Origin of the sequence: Parabacteroides sp. AF19-14 (genome assembly GCF_003635485.1) — a bacterium.
Classification (GTDB): Bacteria; Bacteroidota; Bacteroidia; order Bacteroidales; family Tannerellaceae; genus Parabacteroides; species Parabacteroides distasonis.
The window spans coordinates 115,279-135,961 of the sequence record NZ_QTMJ01000008.1 but is presented as its reverse complement, the minus strand read 5'-3'; the positions used below and the strand labels follow the sequence as shown (position 1 = coordinate 135,961).

At 42.4% G+C, this 20,683-nt stretch carries 15 protein-coding genes; 11 read left to right on the top strand and 4 right to left on the bottom strand.

Going from position 1 to position 20,683, the window contains the following annotated elements:
- Nucleotides 1–2 precede the first annotated feature (2 nt).
- The 8 genes from DWX33_RS10305 (at nucleotide 3) to DWX33_RS10270 (ending at nucleotide 12,418) form a co-directional block, all read left to right on the top strand.
- A complete protein-coding gene (locus tag DWX33_RS10305) occupies nucleotides 3–3,386 on the top strand; it encodes a TonB-dependent receptor (RefSeq protein WP_233570163.1) in 3,384 nt (1,127 codons plus the stop codon).
- A gap of 11 nt (nucleotides 3,387–3,397) precedes the next feature.
- Nucleotides 3,398–4,966, top strand: a complete 1,569-nt coding sequence (locus DWX33_RS10300) for a RagB/SusD family nutrient uptake outer membrane protein (RefSeq protein ID WP_122380340.1) — start codon at nucleotides 3,398–3,400, stop codon at nucleotides 4,964–4,966.
- A gap of 27 nt (nucleotides 4,967–4,993) precedes the next feature.
- Nucleotides 4,994–6,475 carry a Gfo/Idh/MocA family protein gene (locus DWX33_RS10295; RefSeq protein ID WP_122380339.1) on the top strand — a complete coding sequence of 494 codons (1,482 nt, stop codon included), beginning with the start codon at nucleotides 4,994–4,996 and terminating at the stop codon, nucleotides 6,473–6,475.
- Nucleotides 6,476–6,568: 93 nt separating this feature from the next.
- Nucleotides 6,569–7,288, top strand: coding sequence for a DUF1080 domain-containing protein (locus DWX33_RS10290; protein ID WP_122380338.1), 720 nt, complete (start codon nucleotides 6,569–6,571; stop codon nucleotides 7,286–7,288).
- A 131-nt stretch (nucleotides 7,289–7,419) separates the two neighbouring features.
- A complete protein-coding gene (locus tag DWX33_RS10285) occupies nucleotides 7,420–8,712 on the top strand; it encodes a sulfatase-like hydrolase/transferase (RefSeq protein WP_122380337.1) in 1,293 nt (430 codons plus the stop codon).
- Nucleotides 8,713–9,008: 296 nt separating this feature from the next.
- Nucleotides 9,009–10,439, top strand: a complete 1,431-nt coding sequence (locus tag DWX33_RS10280) for a sulfatase (RefSeq protein WP_122380336.1) — start codon at nucleotides 9,009–9,011, stop codon at nucleotides 10,437–10,439.
- Nucleotides 10,436–12,010 carry a sulfatase gene (locus DWX33_RS10275; protein ID WP_122380335.1) on the top strand — a complete coding sequence of 525 codons (1,575 nt, stop codon included), beginning with the start codon at nucleotides 10,436–10,438 and terminating at the stop codon, nucleotides 12,008–12,010. Before DWX33_RS10280 ends, DWX33_RS10275 begins: the two co-directional genes overlap by 4 nt.
- Before the next feature lie 216 nt (nucleotides 12,011–12,226).
- Complete coding sequence (locus tag DWX33_RS10270; protein ID WP_005858110.1) at nucleotides 12,227–12,418, top strand: hypothetical protein; 192 nt, start codon at nucleotides 12,227–12,229, stop codon at nucleotides 12,416–12,418.
- Here the strand turns inward: DWX33_RS10270 and DWX33_RS10265 are convergent.
- Nucleotides 12,407–13,498, bottom strand: a complete 1,092-nt coding sequence (locus tag DWX33_RS10265; protein WP_008779603.1) for a glycoside hydrolase family 76 protein — start codon at nucleotides 13,496–13,498, stop codon at nucleotides 12,407–12,409. The two genes, DWX33_RS10270 and DWX33_RS10265, sit on opposite strands and share 12 nt — an antisense overlap.
- 134 nt (nucleotides 13,499–13,632) lie before the next feature.
- Here DWX33_RS10265 and DWX33_RS10260 point away from each other — a divergent pair, with 134 nt between their 5' ends.
- The 3 genes from DWX33_RS10260 to DWX33_RS10250 all read left to right on the top strand — a co-directional run bounded on the left by DWX33_RS10260 (nucleotide 13,633) and on the right by DWX33_RS10250 (nucleotide 17,184).
- Nucleotides 13,633–14,568, top strand: coding sequence for an alkaline phosphatase (locus tag DWX33_RS10260; RefSeq protein ID WP_005858107.1), 936 nt, complete (start codon nucleotides 13,633–13,635; stop codon nucleotides 14,566–14,568).
- Nucleotides 14,569–14,579: 11 nt separating this feature from the next.
- Entirely contained in the window at nucleotides 14,580–15,500 is a 921-nt protein-coding gene (locus DWX33_RS10255; protein WP_005858105.1) for an endonuclease/exonuclease/phosphatase family protein, read from the top strand.
- A gap of 106 nt (nucleotides 15,501–15,606) precedes the next feature.
- Nucleotides 15,607–17,184: a carboxylase gene (locus tag DWX33_RS10250; protein WP_121772496.1), complete on the top strand. Its 1,578-nt coding sequence runs from the start codon at nucleotides 15,607–15,609 to the stop codon at nucleotides 17,182–17,184.
- A 142-nt stretch (nucleotides 17,185–17,326) separates the two neighbouring features.
- On the opposite strand, the gene rpiB is transcribed toward DWX33_RS10250, so the two are convergent.
- The 3 genes from rpiB to DWX33_RS10235 form a co-directional block, all read right to left on the bottom strand.
- Nucleotides 17,327–17,758, bottom strand: a complete 432-nt coding sequence (gene rpiB, locus DWX33_RS10245) for a ribose 5-phosphate isomerase B (protein ID WP_122246870.1) — start codon at nucleotides 17,756–17,758, stop codon at nucleotides 17,327–17,329.
- A 2-nt stretch (nucleotides 17,759–17,760) separates the two neighbouring features.
- On the bottom strand, nucleotides 17,761–19,791 hold the full coding sequence (locus tag DWX33_RS10240) for a transketolase (protein ID WP_122380334.1): 2,031 nt from the start codon (nucleotides 19,789–19,791) through the stop codon (nucleotides 17,761–17,763).
- A gap of 180 nt (nucleotides 19,792–19,971) precedes the next feature.
- Nucleotides 19,972–20,664 (bottom strand): NUDIX domain-containing protein, encoded by a 693-nt coding sequence (locus tag DWX33_RS10235; RefSeq protein WP_008779607.1) that lies wholly within the window; start codon nucleotides 20,662–20,664, stop codon nucleotides 19,972–19,974.
- Nucleotides 20,665–20,683: the final 19 nt, after the last annotated feature.

Genomic DNA, 20,683 nt, shown 5'->3' with positions numbered 1-20,683 from the left:
CTATGATAAATAATTTAAGCATCCAACAAATAAGGGTGGTGAAATTTTTATTTGCTATTCTGAAAAAAATTCCGTTGCGTATGAAACTTATGGTATTCATGTTATTTCTCTCGGTAGGCCTATTGCGAGCCACGGGTACGTATGGGCAGATAACCTCGTTGACGTTAGAAGCTAGGAACGAGACTGTCCAGCAAGTATTGGATAAGATAGAGGCTCAGTCTGAGTTTAGCTTTTTCTACAATAACAAGCAAGTGAACGTAGACCGTTTGGTGTCTATCAACACGAAGAACCAAAATGTATTTTCCATCTTAAATAAGCTCTTTGATGGTACGGACGTAACCTATAAGGTATTGGACAAGAGTATTATCTTATCCATCAAGGAAAATGAAGGAAACTCTTTTCCCAAAACCGATAAAAAGGTATCGGGAATTGTCCTCGATGAGAAAGGAGAACCGGTTATTGGAGCTAATGTCATGGTAAAAGGCACAACGAACGGGACGGTGACGGATATGGATGGTAAGTTCAGCTTGCAAATTCCAGAAGGTACAGAATTGGAAGTGAGTTATATTGGGTTTTTAACTCAGATGGTAAAAGTTACGGGTGATAAGGTTTCGGTTGTCATAAAGGAGGATACGCAGAAACTTGACGAGGTTGTAGTCGTAGGCTATGGAACGATGAAGAAAAGTGATTTAACAGGTTCTATATCTGTTACTAAATCTGATGATTTGTTAAAAAATCAACCATTCAGTGCTTTAGATGGCTTAAAAGGAAAAGCTTCAGGTGTAAATGTCTTTTCTAATTCAGGACAACCGGGTGGAGGTATGCGTGTTGTGATTCGAGGAGTTGGATCTATAAATTCTTCTTCTGATCCATTGTATGTAGTTGATGGGGTTGTGATGGAAAATTTTAAGTATTTAAATCCGAATGATATAGAAAGTATGGAGGTGCTAAAAGATGCTTCTTCTGCTGCTATTTATGGTTCAAGAGGTGCAAATGGTGTAATCTTAGTTACAACAAAAAGGGGACGTAAAGACAAAGGAGCTGTAATTTCTTATGATGGATCATTGAGTGTTGGTACTATGTCCCGTTATATGGATCTTCTCAATTCAGAAGAATGGATGCAAGCTTTTGAAACGAGTATGGAAAATGCGAATAAATGGTACGGAGCAAATGTTTCTACAAATAGAGCTGATTATTTTAAGGATCCTAGATTGTTTGATTCAAACGGAAATCCTTTGTATGATACGGACTGGCAGAGAGAGGCGACAAGAACAACATGGTCTCACAATCATCAATTAAGTATTCAATACGGTGGAAATAAGACATCAACAGGCGCTTTTTTGAATTATACAGATCAACAAGGGTTGCTGTTAAATAATTATATGAAGCGCTTGAACGCTAAAATAACATTTGATGCGGAACCTACGACTTGGTTGTCTACTTCTGTGAATTTACTTGTAAATCATTCATGGGGGAATACGACAAAAGAAGATGGGGGAAATAAGCAGCCAAGAAGAACGATGATAGAGATGATGCCTTGGATGCCAATGCAATTTGAAGATGGAACATGGTCTAGTTCGACTACCATCTCAGATAATATTCGTATAGAAAATATTTCGAATCCTGTATATGCTCTTAATTCAACAAAGCAAATGAGGTATAGAACTCAGGTTTTTGGGAATGCTTCGTTAACATTCCATTTATTACCTGGTTTGGATTTGAAAACGCAAATTGGTATAGATTCTCATAATAATAGAAATAGAGATTTTCTTCCTCCTGATTTAAGAGGTTCGGATGGATTTCCTTTAGGGCAAGTTAATTTGGTGAATTCTGAATCTCTATATTGGCAAGAAGAGACTTTTGTGACATATCAAAATACAATAAACAAGCATAGATTGAATTTAATGGGAGGTCTTTCTTGGCAAGAAAGAATATATAGGACTAGTACATCAACATCTAAAGGTTTTTCAAATAATTTTTATGGATTTGAAAATATAGGTGTTGGGACAATACCTGGTATACCTACCTCTAATTATGACGCTTGGTCTATGAATTCTTATTTCTTACGTGCTGGGTATACATACGATGATCGTTATACCGTAACTGCTACAACTCGTGTTGATGGATCTTCTAGATTTGGAGGCAATAACAAATATGGTTTTTTCCCTTCTGCTGGTATTGGTTGGATTGTGTCAAATGAATCTTTTATGAAGAATGTGAAATTTATTGATTTGTTAAAACTACATTCTAGTTTTGGTGTGACGGGTAATACTGACATTGGTAGTTATTCTTCTTTGGCTTTGGTTGATTCTTATAATACATTGATAAATGGATCATTGGTTTCTGCAAGTCAAATTAATCGTTTGGCAAATCCAGATTTACAATGGGAAAAAACAAATCAGTTTGATGTTGGTATTAATTTGAATTTATTTAATAGTCGGCTTAATTTTGATGTGTCTTATTATAATAAATATACATATGACTTATTGTTAGATAGACCTTTGCCGTATACTACAGGTTTTAAATCTGTTATAGATAATATTGGTTCTGTTAGGAATACGGGCTTGGATGTCATGATCAATACTGTCAATGTTCAGACATCTGATTTTAGATGGACGACAAGCATTAATATGAATTATAATAAGAATAAGATATGTTCATTAGGTGAGACTGATGCGGATATATTCCCTGGTCCAATGTTTGTTAATACGAGTTCAACGATATTAAGAGTTGGTGAATCTTTGGGTTCTTTTTGGGGGTATAAACGCTTGGGGGTTTGGACTGAAAATGAAGCATTGGAGGCTCAAAAAGTAGGTCAACATGTTGGTGAAGTCAAGCGTTCTAATGAGATGGAGATAATAGGTAAAGGATTGCCGGACCTGACAGGTAGTATTATAAATACATTTACATATAAAAATTTTGATTTAACAGTTGATTTACAGTTTGTAACGGGTGTAGATGTTTTTCAACACTTTAAACATTCAACAGAAGATCGTTTTGGACTAGCAAATGGCTTGTCAAGTATCTTATATGACGCATGGAGTCCTTTAAACACTAATACGTTTGTTCCTGCTATTAGATATGCTCCTTCTTTTGGACAAAATTCACATGCTGATTCAGGATGGGTTTGTGATGGTTCTTATTTAAGAGGAAATTTGATACAGCTAGGTTATGTGTTTGATTCTAGTTTAACGAAAAAAATGGGTGTTGGAAGTTTTAGAGTCTTTGCTGGTGTAAGTAATTTCTTTTTGTTGACGAGTAAAGATTTTGCAGGATATGATCCAGAGTCTACATCTTACGACGGAAATAAATGGGGACAGAATATTTCTTTCTTTGAATATCCTAAACCTAGAACTTATACAGTAGGTTTGAATGTTTCATTTTAATAAAAAAAGTCATGAATAAGTATATTATATTTTTGATGTCATTTCTTTTGGTTAGTTGTAGTGACTATTTGACACAATTACCCAAGTCTGATTTAAGTAAAGATCAATTTTTTGATGATCCTAATCAAATTAAATATGCAGTTAATGCTTTGTATAGAGAAGGGGCATCAACTTTGTATCAGGGAGGTGTGTATGAAGGTGCTCCTATAATGTATGGAGGGTATTTGTCTGGATTGTATGACAATACATATAAGGGACAATACGCTTTTATACAATATTTGCAAACATTGATATATACTTCTGAGAATATATCTGCAAAATTGGAAAATGTATGGTTTAAATGTTATAAAGAAATATCAAATGTTAATTTTGCGGTGTCAAATATAGAGAACGTATCAGGTTTATCAGAAGAAGAGAAAGATAAACTGAAAGCAGAAGCCCTGTTTTTTAGAGCATTTAATTATTTTTATCTAGTTCGAAACTTTGGAGGTGTACCTTTGATTACTGAAGCATATGATGGATTAGATAATATATATGTACCTCGTGCTACAGTAAAAGAAATTTACACTTTGATAGAAGAGGATCTTTTATTTGCTACAAAGGTTGGATTGCCAAATAAAGCATTTACCAAAAGTGGTTTTCGTATTACTCAAGGTGCAGTGGATATGTTATTGGCTGATGTTTATTTAAATATGAGTGGATATCCATTGTTGGAGGATCATTATGAAGATGCGGCAAAATATTCTCGTAAAATTATAAAAGATGCGCAACACTCTTTGTTATCTCATGATAACTTTGAAGAAGCAAGTGCTTATAATAAAATAAGGAAGTTGGATAATACAGATGAGTATATTTATACTTTTGAGTATAATAATGAGACTTTTAGCAATGGAGATAGAGGAAAATATGCCATACCTTCTGTTAGCGCAAGTTGGGGGATCTTTAAGTATGGAAATACGAATATTCCTTATGAGCCAACTCCTGAATTGTTGCGATTCTTTGATAAAGAGAATGATTTAAGAGTGCAGGAATATCAATATATATATTCATCTTATTCGTATGAAAAGAATGGAGAACATATTACACGGGAATTTAATCCAGCTCCATATTGGTATTTTGATGAGGAAGGGGCGTTAGTAACTGGCATTGGACAAAAGGATGAGCCAATATATCGTTATTCGGAGACATTGCTTATTGCAGCGGAAGCTATTGCTAGAAGTGAAGGTGTTACATCTGAAGCCGTAGATTATTTATCACAAGTTCGCTCTAGGGCCTATGTGAAAAAAACAGTTGATGAACTAAAAAGAGAGTTGAGTTCTTTGTCTTGTGAGCAATTTGTTGAAGAAATATGGGCTGAAAGAATAAGAGAATTTCTTTTTGAATATAAAATCTGGAATGATATACAAAGAACTCGCAAGTATCCAACACTAGGAAATAGTAAGGGAGAAGTGAATTTCGTGGATTTTGTAGGAGCAGAAAGTCCTATGGGTGCTACTTATAAAGAGCACAATTTATTATTTCCGATTCCTTTTTATGAGATTCAGAGAAATCCATCATTGGAGCAAAATCCAGGATATTAATTGTATTAATTAAAAAACTTATATTTTATGGAAAGACGTGATTTTATAAAGTCATCGGTATTAGCTTCTTCATCTTTTTTGATCGCACCCAATACCATATTGGGAAAAAGTCATGGTCATACAGCTCCAACTGATAAGTTGAATATAGCAGCAGTTGGTATTGGTGGTAAAGGAAAGGCCGATTTAAGAGGTTGTGAGACAGAGAATATTGTTGCTCTTTGCGATGTCGACTGGAAATATGCAAAGAAAACATTTGAAAAGTATCCTAATGCCAAACGTTATTGGGATTATAGAAAAATGTATGATGAGTTAGGGAAAAGTATAGATGCGGTTACAATAGCTACGGCAGACCATACTCATGCAATGATTACAGCTGATGCTATTACTATGGGTAAGCATGTGTATACTCAAAAACCTTTGACTCACACGGTTTATGAGTCTCGTTTGTTGACAAAATTGGCAGCTAAGTATCAAGTGGCAACTCAAATGGGAAATCAAGGTGCGTCGGATGAAGGGGTTAATTTAATAACTGAATGGATTCAAAATGGAGAAATCGGGGAAGTCACAAAAGTGGAATGTGCAACCAATCGCCCTATTTGGCCTCAAGGTTTAATGACACCGGAAAAAGCGGATCGTATACCAGAAACCTTGAACTGGGATTTATTTACAGGACCGGCCAAGTTGAAACCGTTTAATCAGATATATCATCCTTGGAACTGGCGAGGTTGGTGGGATTATGGAACAGGTGCATTGGGAGATATGGCTTGTCATATAATGCATCCGGTATTTAAGGCTTTAAAATTGGGTTATCCTATAAAAGCAGAAGGAGCTTCTACATTATTACTGAGAGACTCTGCTCCACAAGCTCAACATGTATGTTTGACATTCCCCGCTAGGGAAAATTTATCTAAATTAGCTTTGCCTCAGGTTGAAGTACACTGGTATGATGGAGGTATGATACCTAAACGTCCGGAAGGTTTTCCGCAGGGAAAGGAGCTGATGGGAGCCAAGGGAGGTTTGGTTATATTCCATGGAACTAAAGATATTTTAATTTGTGGATGTTATGGTTTGGAGCCTTGGTTGTTGTCTGGTCGCATCCCAAATGTTCCTAAAACTGAACGTAGGGTAACTTATGATATGGAAGATTTTAATACGAATCATGTTCAGGATTGGATTCGCGCTTGTAAGGAGACTCCTGCCTCAAGAATTAAATCAAAATCTGATTTTTCGGAAGCTGGTCCGTTTAATGAAATGGTTGTAATGGGGGTTTTGGCTGTTCGTTTACAAGGATTACATAAAGAACTTTATTGGGATGGTCCGAGTATGCGATTTACAAATATTGGGGATAATGAAACTTTGAAAATAGTTATCCGTGATGGCTTTACAATAAATGAAGGCCATCCTACATTTAAGAAAACGATGACAGATCCGTTAAACGCAAAGGCTTTTGCGGAAGAATTGATAAAGCATAATTATCGTTCCGGCTGGAGTTTGCCATCAATGCCATAATTTTTGTTTTCAGACACAGATAGATAATAAAATTTTGATTGTTATTTATCTGTGTCTTATATAATTAATTTTTAAACTTAAGTATTTTATAGTATGAAATATTTCTTTTTGTGGCTATGTTTTAGCTTGTTTTTTATATCATGTAGCTCAGATAATAAATTGACATCTAAAGAAAAATCTGAAGGTTGGGTATTGCTATTTAATGGAAAGGATTTTGCAGGTTGGAGACAATGCAATGGAGAATCTATGCCTTCTAATTGGATTATAGAAGATGGGGCAATGAAAGTTCTTACAGGTGAAGGGAAGAAAGTAGGTCAAGGTTCTAAAGGGGATATTATCTTCAAAGATAAAAAATTTAAAGACTTTGAATTATCGATAGATTGGAAAGTGAGTTGTATGGCGAATTCTGGTATATTTTATTATGTGCGAGAAGTTCCAGGAAAGCCTATCTATTATGCGGCACCTGAGGTGCAGATTTTGGATAATGTAGATGCTAAAGACAATAAAATTGACAGCCATTTGGCTGGGTCATTATATGATATGCTACCTGCAGATCCTAATACTGTTAAAGCAGTAGGGGAATGGAATACAATCGTGATACGAGTAAAAGATGGTAAGGTTACGCATACGCAAAATGGAGTGAAGGTATGTGAATATACGCTATGGACAAAAGAGTGGGATGAAATGGTGAATAACAGTAAGTTTAAGAAATTTCCCGGATTTATTGAAGGAATTTCAAGAGAAGGTTTTATTGGCTTACAGGATCATGGCCATATCGTTTGGTTTAAGAATATAAAAATTAGGGAATTGTGATATTAATAGCAACTGTACCAAGATACGATCTGGCTTCCTGGACTAAGTTGTGATTAACTCTGTCATGTGGAATCTTTGGATGACAAAATCTAGGTTGGTAGAATAGTTGTTTTCATTATATTTGTTTTGTTATGGAAAAAAGAGATTTAATGTTGATCGGTTTATTCCCGGCTTTGTCCTTGTTTGCTCAAGAAAAGCCTAATGTGTTATTGATAATGGCTGACGATATGGGATATGAATGTTTGGGCGTTAATGGTAGTACTTATCATACACCTATTTTGGATAACATGGCAGATTCTGCCATGTTGTTTAAAAATTGTCATTCCCAGCCATTAAGTACACCGTCAAGAGTTCAATTAATGACAGGAAAATATAATTTTAGGAATTATTCTCATTTTGCATATTTGAATCCCAAGGAAAGAACATTTGCTCATATGGCAAAAGAAGCTGGTTATGCAACCTGTATCGCTGGAAAATGGCAGTTGGGCTATGACGAACGATTACCAAAATTATTTGGTTTTGATTCATACTGTTTGTGGCAATTATCTAAACAACGAAGTGATGGTGAACGTTATGCTAATGTGCTTTATGAGCAAGATGGTGATCTCATGCCAAGAAGTATAGATATATATGGCCCTGATATTTTCTCGGATTATATTGCAAGCTTTATTCGAAAGAACAAAGGCAAGCCTTTTTTTGCTTATTATCCAATGGTATTGACACATGATCCATTTTATCCGACCCCCGATAGTGAAGAATGGAGCGATGTTTCTTTAAGAGAGAAACACGACAATAAGTTGATGTCAGATATGGTCAGTTATACTGATAAATTGGTTGGGAAATTGTTAGACGTGTTGAAAAAAGAAGGGGTTTATGAGAATACCGTGGTGATTTTCATTGGGGATAATGGAACCAATGTGAATATATATACTCCGATGAAAGATGGTTCTGTGATTCAAGGTGGTAAAAAGGGAACGAAAAGATATGGAACTCATGTCCCCATGATCGTAGGTTGGCCTAAGATGATGAAGAAGGGAGCTGTGAATGAGAACTTGGTTGATTTCTCCGATTTCTATGTGACATTGCGGGATATCATGGAAGGTGATCGCAATAAGGACAAGGACTTGGACGGCATTAGTTTTTATCCGCAACTTGTAGGTAAGAAGGGCAAGATTCGAGAGTGGAGCCTTTGCCATTATCAAGATCAGCATAAACCGGATTATGTGCGTTTCGTTCAGACTGCGGATTATAAATTGTATCTTGACGGCCGTTTCTATAATACAAGGAAAGATCCCTTGGAGAAAAAGGATTTGCTAAAAGGCGTAGCTTCTGCCAAGGAAGAGGACTTGCGTCTTAAGTTGAGACAGGTTTTGGATCGTTATCCGGTTTGGGGGGAAGGAATATTGACAACCGTTGTCCCATAGACTCGTTTTGAGATCAAACAGTATTAGGAGGTAATGTCGCTTTTCCCTCTTTTTTTCGAAGATATATACTGGCTGAGCTGAGTCAGTATATATCCTTTGGGCAAGTCAGTATATATTCTCCGGCTTGGTCGGTAGTCTTGATTTTTTGAGTTTTTTTTTCTCTTGATAGGGGAGAATGGGGGCTCGGGTGTATTTATTAGTGAGAGAACAAAGAAGGAGGATGATTGCCGATTCGAATAATCAGCTTATCTTTGTTTTACGAATAATGTGCTTATTTTATATTAAATAATTATATCATGAATAACAAATTTCTTCTTTTGACGGTCGCCTCTGCCTTTTCCGTTGCGGGGATGGCGGCTGATTACACGAATATCGTCCTGATCAATTTGGATGATGTAGGTTACGGGGATTTTTCTTTTAATGGGGCTTACGGATATACCACTCCGAATATCGACAAAATGGCGGCGGAAGGCGTTCGTTTTACACACTTCTTGGCGGGACAGCCGATTAGTGGAGCGTCTCGTGCCGGTTTGTTGACCGGCTGCTATCCGAATCGTATCGGTTTCGCTGGCGCTCCGGGACCGGATTCGAACTACGGAATCCATCCGGATGAGATGACGATCGCAGAGGTATTGAAACAGAAAGGATATAGTACCGCTATCTTCGGTAAATGGCATTTAGGTAGCCAAAAGGAATTTCTTCCCTTGCAAAATGGCTTCGATGAGTATTATGGTTTGCCGTATTCTAACGATATGTGGCCATTCCACCCGCAACAAGGTGAGGTCTTTAATTTCCCGGATTTGCCGACTTATGACGGAAACGAGATTATCGGTTATAATACGGACCAAACACGGTTGACTACGGATTATACCACCCGTTCTGTTAATTTCATCAAGAAGAATAAGAATAAGCCTTTCTTCTTGTATCTGGCCCATAATATGCCCCATGTACCGTTGGCCGTTTCCGATAAATTCAAGGGAAAGAGCGAGCAGGGTTTATATGGCGACGTGATGATGGAGATCGACTGGAGTGTAGGTGAGATATTCAAGACATTGCGTGAGCTGGGCTTGGAAGATAATACGTTGGTGATCTTGACTTCCGATAATGGCCCTTGGACCAATTACGGGAATCATGCCGGTTCAGCCGGTGGGTTACGTGAGGCAAAGGCTACGACCTTTGATGGAGGTAACCGGGTTCCTTGTATCATGTACTGGAAAGGTAAGACGTTACCGGGCACGACTTGTAATAAGTTAGCTTCTAATATCGACCTTCTTCCTACGTTCGCCGAGATCACGCAGGCTCCGCTTCCTCCTCGCAAGATTGACGGAGTAAGTATCTTGCCGTTGATCGAGGGTAAAAAAGACGCCAACCCACGTGAGTCTTTCGTCTATTACTATCGAAAGAATGACTTGGAGGCTGTTACGGATGGAATGTTTAAATTGGTATTCCCTCATAAATACGTCACTTACGGGGCTTATGAGCCGGGAAACGACGGCCAGCCGGGTAAGTTGACGAATCTGGAGATCATGAAGCCGGAGATGTACGACTTGCGTCGTGATCCGGGAGAGCGTTATAACGTGATTACCCAATATCCGGAGGAGGCGGCTAAATTGATGAAGATCGCGGACCAGAAACGCCATGAGTTAGGGGATGACTTGACTCGTATGAAGGGTACGGAACGTAGGGAACCGGGTTTAGTGCAAGGGAAAAAACGTCATGACCTATGAAACAATCGATCATTAGTATTGGAATGACTGCCTGTTGTCTTTCGGGGAACGGGCAGTTTCTCTTTGCCGCTGATAAATCGGCGGCAGAGAATCGCCCCAACATCTTGTTTATCCTCTCGGATGACCATACTTCCCAATCGTGGGGTATTTACGGGGGTGTGTTGGGTGAGTATGCCCGCAACGAGAATATCCGCCGCTTGGCTGCGGAGGGTTGCGTATTGGATAATTGTTTTTGTACGAACTCGATCTCTTCCCCGAGTCGTGCGGCGATCTTGACCGGGGCTTATAGCCATGTGAACGGTGTTTACACGTTAAGTGATTCTTTTGATCCAGAACAAGATAATATCGCCAAGCAAATGCAAGCGGGAGGCTATCAGACCGCTTTGGTCGGTAAATGGCATCTGAAAACGCAACCGCAAGGTTTCGACTTCTATTCCGTGTTTCATGACCAAGGCGAGTACCGGGACCCTACTTTTATAAATTGTACGGAACCTTGGCCGGGGGAACGCAATTTCGGGGAGCGGGTACGCGGTTTCTCTACGGATATCGTGACGGAGAAGGCGATCCGCTGGATGAAAGAGGCCGATAAGGACCGGCCTTTCATGATGTGTTGCCATTTCAAGGCTACACACGAGCCTTGGGATTTCCCGGAACGGATGAGGCATTTGTATGACGGGGTTGTTTTCCCGGAACCGGAGAACTTATTCGATTGGGGGCCGGAGACGAATGGACGTACCTTCTCCGGACAGCCTTTGGAGGAGTTGGCCCGTCGTTGGGACGTGGCGTCGCAAGACCCTGATAAATGGTGGTGCCGGTATCCGGAGTTGCCTTTTACGACGAAGGGCATGCATCGATCTGCCGCCCGTAGCGCCGCTTACCAGAAATTGGTGCGCGACTATCTGCGTTGCGGGGCTACGATCGACGATAATATCGGGAAGTTATTGAAAGCGCTGGACGATATGGGAATCGCCGATAATACGATCGTGGTGTACGTATCCGACCAAGGTTATTTCTTAGGAGAGCATGGTTTCTTCGATAAGCGTATGATGTATGAGGAGTCTCTACGTATGCCTTTCGTGATCCGTTACCCGAAAGAGATCCCGGCGGGGACCCGCAATAAGGATATGATCTTGAACGTGGATTTTGCCTCTTTGCTGGCGGATTACGCAGGCGTGAAGACCCCGAAAGAATCGCAGGGCCATAGTTTTCGCGATAATCTGAAAGGAAATACCCCAAAGGATTGGCGTAAGGAGATGTATTATCGTTATTGGACCCAACATTCGAACCGTCCGGCCCATATGGGTATCCGTAATGAGCGGTATAAACTGATGTTTTTCTATGACGACCGTCTGAATATGACTGGTTCGGAGGATAAGACCACGACACCAGCATGGGAGTTTTACGACCTTCAATCCGATCCTCGTGAGAATCACAACGCTTATAACGATCCCCAATACGCCAAGATCATCCGGCAAATGAAGGAGGAGATGCTGAAGCTGCGGAAAGATGTTAAGGATGAGGACACGAATACCCCTAAAATGAAGGAGATTATGGATACCTATTATTGGTAAAAAGAAAACGGAGGGAGACGTAGCGTGCTGCGTCGCCTATCCTTTGTAATAGAAGTCCACGCTAGCAACCGAGAGGGAGTGCGGTATGTTATAAAGCATGTATTTCTAGAAAGAAGAAGGAATTTGTTCTTTTGTGAAAAAGAAGTCTTATGTTTGTGCACGATATGAAAAACAGGGTTTATATGGCCCCGTTATCAGTAAAAAACCAGCCTTGACATGAATACAAACAGAGATAAGGCTGTCTCTTTTGGGCGGGACGGCGGAGATGTCCGCCGTCCCGTTTTTTTGTCAATGAGCCAGAGCCGTATGTTACATCCGTTCCAGCTCCGGGGGAGCCAGAGCGGAATATCGCCCGCTGGCTGTGTGAATAACGACAAGCTGCGTCTTTCCGGATACCTATTTCGTTAAATCATAAGCCTCTATCACGCATTCCAAAGCGCAAGCGTTTGCTGCCGAGTTTTCCTTGTGGAAAGGGCCGTACCAATAACAACCGAAGCTTTTGGATGTGGGATCATAATCTTTTGTGATGATGGATTCCGCATTTTTCAAGATGAAATCTTTATAAGCCGGATTCTTTGTCACTTCATACAGGAAGGCTAAATGACGGATGAAGATACCCTTAAATTGGACACCGTCGTTGCTATCATCGATCTCGGGCTTCATTTCACGGAGAATACCCTCGTCAGTTATCAATTGTGTGGTGATGGTAGCGTCGGCGATCTTTTCCGCTAGTTCCAAATAAGATTTATCGTTGGTTTGGAGATACATCTCGGCTAAGACAGCGATGGCTACGCCTTGGTTATAGGTGTAGTGGGCATTTCGGTTGGGGGTACAATCGTCTTTGGTACCGTCTTCGATTTGGTAGATGTTCGTATTGATCATGCCGGTTCGCATATACCAATCTACGTTCTTCTTGAACCAGTCGAGGTATGCCGGATTCTGGGTCGCTTTATATAAACGGATCGCCGTAAGGGAGAATAAGTTGTTGGCAATCGAGTTCTTGTAATGCAGTGGATTCTTCTTCCAGAAAATGCCGCCTCCGCAAGCGTCGCTCCAGCCGGTTGTCATATCATCGAATATGATCTCGGCCATATCTAGGTACTTTTTCTCTCCGGTCAGTTTGGAGGCCTCGATCCATGCCAATGCCCACCAACCCTCGTCATCGTAATAATCGTTGATGAAGTTGTCGCAATAACGGGGAGTACCGGTTGAGTCTACGCCTACTTGGTAATGACGGGCTTTCTCGAATACATCCTCTATGACAGAAGGGATGGCCGGATCTTTGGTTACGGCACCGTAGCGAATGGTGGCGGTTAATACGTTCGCCGAGTTCCACCAGCCTGCTGTTTCCCAGATACCGGTCGTGTCGTTTCTCCAGCTTAGGGAGGTTTGTACGCATTCTCGCATCTTTCCTTCAAAAGGGGAAAGTTTGCTACAGGATAGCATGAAAAATACAAGCAATACGCTTGTCAGGAAATGTTTGTACATACGTATTTATTAAAATAAGATTAGATTAAGCTACAAAGATAAATGATCTTTTTGAACTTTATTTAAACTTTGTACCTTTGTCTGACGGAATCTAAGATACTTCAATATTAATCATAAAAGAAAAACACGGTAAGATGAAAAAGCAAATCTTATTTATTTGTTGTGCGGTAATCGCATACTGCCTGAGCGCCTGTAATACGGCACCTCAGCAAGTGCCTTTGAAAGAGAAGAATCTGCCAAAGCATGTAATCTTGATTGGTTTCGACGGCTTGAGCGCCCATTGCTTGAATAATGGGGCGGATATGCCTACTTTCCGTAAGATGATGGCGGAAGGTGCTTCCACGTTAGAGAATCGTTCGATCCTGCCTTCGTCGAGTGCTTGTAATTGGGCTTCCATGTTTATGGGAGCAGGACCGGAGTTGCACGGATATACGGAGTGGGGATCTCGTACGCCGGAGCTTCCTTCCCGTGTCGTGAATAGCGACAACCGTTTCCCGAATATCTTCGGCATGTACCGGGATAAGGCTCCCGAGGCTGAGATTGGCTATATCTATGAGTGGGAAGGCATGAATTATCTGGTGGATACCTTGGCCATGAGCTTCCGTAAGCATGCCCCGATGTCGGCTGAGAACCCGAACGGATGTACCCCGGTAGCCGTTCAGTATATCAAGGAGAAGAAGCCGAACCTTTGCGCGATTATATACGATCAGCCGGATGGTACCGGACATGGCAAGGGATGGAGTTCCCCGGAGTATTTCGCCATGGTGAATCATTTGGACAGTTGCTTGACGCAAGTGATGGACGCCGTTCGTGAGGCGGGTATCATGGATGATACGGTGGTTATACTGACGGCCGACCACGGCGGTATCGAGACCGGTCACGGTGGCAAGACGATGAACGAGATGCAAACCCCGATCGTTTTCTATGGAAAGAACGTAAAGAAAGGCTTCAAGATCCCGGAGAGCACGATGGTATATGATATCGCCGGTACGATGGCTTACCTATTGGACGTACCGCAGCCGCAGGTGTGGATCGCCCGTCCGATATTATCAGCTTTCGAGGATAATTAAAAACATAGATCATGAAGAAAGTTATTTATTCTTTTATTTTTCTTTTTTGCGCCGTATTAACCTTACAGGCGGAGACAATGGTGGTTGCCACCTATAATTTGCGTAACGCCAACGGCGGCGATTCCACGAACGGTAACGGTTGGGGACAACGCTATCCCTACATCGCCCAGATCGTACAATTTCACGGGTTCGATATCTTTGGTACCCAAGAGGGCAAATATCCGCAATTGCAGGACTTGAGGCAAGCCATGCCCGGATATGATTATATCGGTGTGGGACGTGACGATGGTAAGCGGGCGGGAGAGCATTCGGCTATCTTTTACCGCACGGACAAGTTCGAGGTTTTGGAGCATGGCGATTTCTGGCTATCCGAGATCACCGACCGTCCGAATAAGGGCTGGGATGCCGTCCTTCCCCGTATCTGTACGTGGGGTGAGTTCCGGGATAAGCAAACCGGTTTCACTTTCTTGTTCTTCAACCTTCACATGGACCATGTAGGCGTACAGGCACGTGCCGAGAGCGCCAAGCTGATCTTGGAGAAGATCAAGGAGTTCCCCAAGAAACTTCCCGCTATCCTTACCGGCGATTTCAACGTGGACCAAACAAGTGAGTCCTATCAGTTGTTAGATGGTTCCGGTATCATGCGTGACTCTTATGAGATCGCTGATTTCCGCTATGCCCCGAATGGTACCTTCAACGGTTTCCATCCGGACCGCAAGACCGATAGCCGTATCGACCACCTTTTTCTTACGAAAGAATTTGAGGTGAAGAAGTATGGAATCTTAACGGATACTTATCGCTCCGAGGCGAAAGAAAGCGCCCGGAAGGAGCAAAACGGTAATTTCCCGAAAGAGGTGTCATTGAGTAAATATGAGGCCCGTACCCCTTCCGACCACTTTCCCGTAATGATCGTTGTGGAAGTAAAAGACTGAGGTTTTAGAAAAATTGGTTATTATTAACCCCGTAATCTTTATCAAATTTGTTTAGATCTTGTTATATAATCAGAATATTGACTAAAACGATCTAAACAAATTTGGTATGATACGTAAATTATTGATTCGTGATTTGACTCTTCGCGATGGTCAGCAATCGGCATTCGCTACAAGAATGTCTCAAGCGCAAATAGACCGTGTACTTCCTTACTACAAAGACGCAGGCTTTTACGCCATGGAAGTATGGGGTGGGGCGGTTCCCGATTCCGTGATGCGTTATTTAGGTGAGAATCCGTGGGATCGTTTAGAGATCATCAAAGCGGAAATAGGTAATTCCTCAAAGCTATCCGCTCTTTCCCGTGGGCGTAATTTATTCGGTTATAATCCTTATCCCGACGAGATTATAGAAGGCTTTTGCCGGAACTCGATTCGTTCCGGTATCGATATCATGCGTATTTTCGATGCTTTGAACGACGTGGATAACGTGAAATCCACGATCCGTTATGTGAAGAAATTCGGGGGAAAGGCCGACTGTGCCATCTGTTATACGATAGATCCTCACCATTCCCCGGTAGAACGTATAAAAGCCGCCTTGCATGGACGGCCCTTGCATAAGCCTGTTTTTACGAATGAGTATTTCTTAAACAAGGCCCTTCAGCTGGAGTCGCTGGGCGCTGATATGATCACCCTGAAGGATATGAGTGGTTTGATACCTCCGGCTCGTACGGCGGAATTGGTGCGATTGTTCAAGAAGAGCTTGAAAGTACCGGTGGATTTTCATACGCATTGTACGCCCGGTTACGGATTGGCGTCGGTCGTATCCGCCATTATCAATGGGGTGGATATCGTTGATACGAATATATGGAACTTCGCCGGAGGACCAGCCGCTCCCGCCGTGGAGCTGGTCTATATCTTCTGCAAGAAATTGGGTATCGAGCTGGATCTTGATATGGATGCGATCGCTAAGATCAACAAGGAATTATTGACGATCCGCAAGGAACTTTCCGCATTCGATACCGCTAAGAAATTCCCGAGACCCTTTAATCCCGTAGAGGATAGTTTCCCCGCCGAGATCGACCGCTTCTTCAACGATGCCATCGAGGCCGCTCGGAAAGATAAGGAGGACGATTTGCTGCTTTATTGCCGTGCGATCGAGGAGTATTTTGATTTCCCCGAGCCGAACGAGTTGGTGAAAAAAGCGCAGATCCCGGGAGGTATGTACACAAATATGGTTGCCCAGTTGAAGCAATTGGGGCAGATCGACTTGTTGGAGAAGGCGATGTCGCTCATTCCGCAAGTACGGATGGATGCCGGCTTGCCTCCGTTGGTGACGCCTACGAGCCAGATTATCGGGGCGCAAGCGGTTTCCTGTGCGCTGGATGAGCTGAAAGGCCGCCCGATGTATAGTAATCCTTCCAACCAGTTTATCGCCTTGGTAAAAGGAGAGTATGGCAAGACGCCGATTCCGGTAGATCCGGCGTTCCGGTTGAAAATCACCGGCGTACAAAATGAGGTGCCTTACGACGGTTCCCATTACGTGATGCAAGAGAATCCTGTATTGGAGGATTTGGATGTGTTATTGGCTGAGAATGAGAAAGAAATACTGTTGCTGGAGTTATTCCCGACGGTAGCCCGTACATTTTTAACTAAATGGAAAGAACAAAAAGCGAGATCGAATGTTTAATAGTAGAAAGTCTTCAAATTTGGCATCCGTCATCTATTATATGTACGTTGCCGTTTAAACGGTGATACGAAAAGGCTCTCCGAATGGTAAGCGAACCATGGGAGAGCCTTCTTTATTTTATAAAGTGACTTTTTCGCGGACTTTACAAAGGGATCTTGTCTATACGACGTTGGTGGCGACCACCCTCAAAAGGTGTATCCAAGAATATGTCAACGATTTTCTTAGCCTCTTCCTTGCTGATAAAACGACCGGGCATTGATAACACGTTCGCGTCGTTATGCTCACGTGCCAGTTTCGCGATATCCTCTAGCCAGCATAAGGCGGCACGGACACCCCGATGTTTGTTCAAGGTCATACTAATGCCATTCCCTGTACCGCAGACAGCTATTCCCGGATAAACCTCGCCAGCTTCTACGGCCTTGCCCATCAGATGGGCGAAATCCGGATAATCGCAACTGTCAGAGGAATAAGTTCCAAAATCTTTATAAGACAATCCCCTTTCATCGAGGATTGTCTTTATATATTCTTTTAACTCAAAACCAGCGTGATCGCTACACAAACCTACTATACCCATCTTTATGCTAATAATTCTTTTACTTGGTTATAAACGTTCTTAGCCGTGAAACCTAATTTCTCGTCCAATACTTTGTAAGGGGCGGAGAAACCGAAGGATTCAAGTCCCCATACCTTGCCGTTAGGACCTACCAACCCTTCCAGATTAACCGGAAGACCAGCGGTTAAGCCGAAAATCTTGCTTCCTGCGGGAAGAATGGATTCTTGGTACTCTTTGCTTTGTGAACGGAATAGACCTTCGGAAGGTACGGAAACGATACGAACCTTTATGCCATCGGCACGAAGCAGGGCGGCGCCCTCGACCAAAGTCGATACCTCGGAACCGGAAGCCAAAAGAATTACATCCGCGTTTGCGTCTTCATTGACGATATAGGCACCCTTCTCTGCTTGCAAAGCCTCTTGGTAGCGGTTTTCCTTAGCGGGAAGATCTGTGATATTCTGACGGGAAAGAATCAATGCGGTAGGAGTGTAAACGTTCTCCATCGCTAGTTTCCATGCGACTGTTGTCTCCACAACGTCTGCCGGACGAAGTACCAACATGGAGTTGTGTCCCTTATGATTCTTCAATTTCTCTAATAAACGAACTTGAGCTTCTTGCTCTACCGGCTCGTGCGTAGGTCCGTCTTCTCCAACACGGAAAGCGTCGTGTGTCCAGATGAACTTAACGGGCTGCTCCATCAATGCGGCCATACGTAACGCAGGCTTCATGTAATCGGAGAATACGAAGAAAGTACCGCAAGCGGCGATCACGCCACCATGTAAAGACATACCGATACAGATACAAGCCATAGAAAGCTCGGCTACACCCGCTTGGAAAAAAGCTCCGCTAAAGTCGCCTTTCACGAAAGCATGGGTCTTTTTCAAGAAGCCGTCTGTCTTATCGGAATTGGAAAGGTCGGCGGAAGCTACGATCATGTTTTCTACATGGGTAGCAAGCACACCTAATACGGTAGCGGAAGCGGCACGGGTCGCTTGGTTCGCTTTCTGCTCGATTGCGGCCCAGTCGATTTTAGGAGCCTTACCGGAGAACCATTGCTCCATCTTAGCCGCTAAGTCCGGGTGAGCTTTCGCCCAGACGTCTTTCACGGCGTAACGCTCGGCGACGATTATTTCCAGTTCTTTCGCACGTTTGGCATATAATTCGGCTACCTCAGGAAGGATTGCGAACGGATGTTCCGGATCGCCTCCTAGGTTCTTGATCGTATCTGCGATGGAAGCTCCTGCCGCGGATAAAGGTTGTCCGTGAGTAGATACCTTATTCTCGTAACAGCTGTTATCAGCGCCGACAGCACCTTTCCCCATAACGGTGTTACCGATGATCAAAGTCGGTTTGGAGATCTCTGCCTTAGCCTCTTTTAAAGCCTTGCGGATCTCGTTTACGTCGTTACCGTTTATTTGAATGACTTTCCAGCCCCAAGCCTCGTATTTCATGGCTACGTTCTCCGCATCGACGTCTTCTACCTTGGTAGATAGCTGCACGTTGTTAGCGTCGTAGAACATGATCAAGTTATCCAGTCCTAAAGTTCCGGCGATACGTCCGGCACCTTGGGAGATTTCCTCTTGGATACCTCCATCGGAAATATATGCGTAAATAGTCTGGTTCATTACTTCCTCACCCAGACGTGCTTTCAAGAATTTAGCCGCGATAGCCGCACCTACCGCATAAGTATGTCCTTGTCCCAGCGGGCCGGACGTGTTTTCGATACCACGCATAACGTCTACCTCAGGATGTCCCGGAGTAACGCTTCCCCATTGGCGGAACTGTTGAAGTTCATCCAATGTGAATTTGCCGCTTAAAGCCAGTACGGAATAAAGCATCGGAGACATATGCCCCGGGTCAAGGAAGAAACGATCGCGTCCTTCCCATTTGGGATTCTTGGGATCGTATATTAAGAACTCTGAGAACAGTACGTTAACAAAGTCTGCACCACCCATAGCGCCACCCGGGTGCCCGGAGTTCGCTTTCTCCACCATTGACGCAGCCAGTATACGGATGTTATCAGCTGCTTTGTTCATTACTTGAATATCGTTCATTTTATCAGATGAATTATTTATTTGACTGCAAAGATAATCAAACTCTTTGTAAGAGCCGTTATATCAATCAAACAATTCCTTTTCGGTAAAGGTTCCTATCTTCTTATATTTTTGATAAATTGAGAGATATTTAAGATAGCCCGCTGAGCGCCTTATTCTTGCGGGTATACATCATTCGGATTAGAGCGAGAAGTCAAAACCCTGTTCAACCCATTTGTTGTATTTTTTCTCGTTGAATTTGTAGAGGAAAGCTCCTCGTTTAGAACTTTTCTTGTCTTTGATATCCAGTTTTTCCAGAATATCCATGGCGTTTAGCTTTTTGCGGAAGTTTCGTTTGTCTAAAAGGGTTTGGTAGATGGCCTCATACAATGTCTGTAGTTGGGGCAAGGTAAATTGCTCGGGAAGCAAATTGAAACCGATAGGGCGGCTTGCCGCTTTCTTTTTAAGGACGGACAACGTATCGTTTATCATTTGGTTATGGTCGAAAATCAAGTCGGGAAGCTCGGATATCTTGGTCCAAGTAGCGTTATGGCTTTCCAAGATCTCGGGACTAAAATCATTCATATTCACCAAGGAATAGTAAGCTACGGAGATAACCCGCTCCCCTAGGTCACGCGATACATCTCCGTAAGCCCCTATTTGTTCCATAAAAAGATGCTCGATGCCCGTGCAATCGGTTAATACCCGTGATGCTGCTTCATCCACGCTTTCCCCGGATTTCACGAAGCCTCCCATAAGAGACCACTGTCCTTTCATCGGCTCGAACGAACGTTTGTATAATAAAACATTCAACTCCTTATTGTTAAACCCTAGAATGATACAATCTACGGCAACATAGAATTTTACTTCGTCTTGATAAAAAGCTGCTGACATCGTTTTATGGATTTTAAAG

What these genes read in the sequence shown, in the direction of transcription:
- DWX33_RS10300 (WP_122380340.1), top strand. Translation starts at nt 3,398, where the DNA reads ATGAATAAGTATATTATATTTTTGATGTCATTTCTTTTGGTTAGTTGT.
- rpiB (WP_122246870.1), bottom strand. Translation starts at nt 17,758, where the DNA reads ATGGGTATAGTAGGTTTGTGTAGCGATCACGCTGGTTTTGAGTTAAAA.
- DWX33_RS10235 (WP_008779607.1), bottom strand. Translation starts at nt 20,664, where the DNA reads ATGTCAGCAGCTTTTTATCAAGACGAAGTAAAATTCTATGTTGCCGTA.
- DWX33_RS10305 (WP_233570163.1), top strand. Translation starts at nt 3, where the DNA reads ATGATAAATAATTTAAGCATCCAACAAATAAGGGTGGTGAAATTTTTA.
- DWX33_RS10260 (WP_005858107.1), top strand. Translation starts at nt 13,633, where the DNA reads ATGAAAAAGCAAATCTTATTTATTTGTTGTGCGGTAATCGCATACTGC.
- DWX33_RS10270 (WP_005858110.1), top strand. Translation starts at nt 12,227, where the DNA reads ATGAATACAAACAGAGATAAGGCTGTCTCTTTTGGGCGGGACGGCGGA.
- DWX33_RS10240 (WP_122380334.1), bottom strand. Translation starts at nt 19,791, where the DNA reads ATGAACGATATTCAAGTAATGAACAAAGCAGCTGATAACATCCGTATA.
- DWX33_RS10280 (WP_122380336.1), top strand. Translation starts at nt 9,009, where the DNA reads ATGAATAACAAATTTCTTCTTTTGACGGTCGCCTCTGCCTTTTCCGTT.
- DWX33_RS10295 (WP_122380339.1), top strand. Translation starts at nt 4,994, where the DNA reads ATGGAAAGACGTGATTTTATAAAGTCATCGGTATTAGCTTCTTCATCT.
- DWX33_RS10250 (WP_121772496.1), top strand. Translation starts at nt 15,607, where the DNA reads ATGATACGTAAATTATTGATTCGTGATTTGACTCTTCGCGATGGTCAG.
- DWX33_RS10275 (WP_122380335.1), top strand. Translation starts at nt 10,436, where the DNA reads ATGAAACAATCGATCATTAGTATTGGAATGACTGCCTGTTGTCTTTCG.
- DWX33_RS10290 (WP_122380338.1), top strand. Translation starts at nt 6,569, where the DNA reads ATGAAATATTTCTTTTTGTGGCTATGTTTTAGCTTGTTTTTTATATCA.
- DWX33_RS10265 (WP_008779603.1), bottom strand. Translation starts at nt 13,498, where the DNA reads ATGTACAAACATTTCCTGACAAGCGTATTGCTTGTATTTTTCATGCTA.
- DWX33_RS10255 (WP_005858105.1), top strand. Translation starts at nt 14,580, where the DNA reads ATGAAGAAAGTTATTTATTCTTTTATTTTTCTTTTTTGCGCCGTATTA.
- DWX33_RS10285 (WP_122380337.1), top strand. Translation starts at nt 7,420, where the DNA reads ATGGAAAAAAGAGATTTAATGTTGATCGGTTTATTCCCGGCTTTGTCC.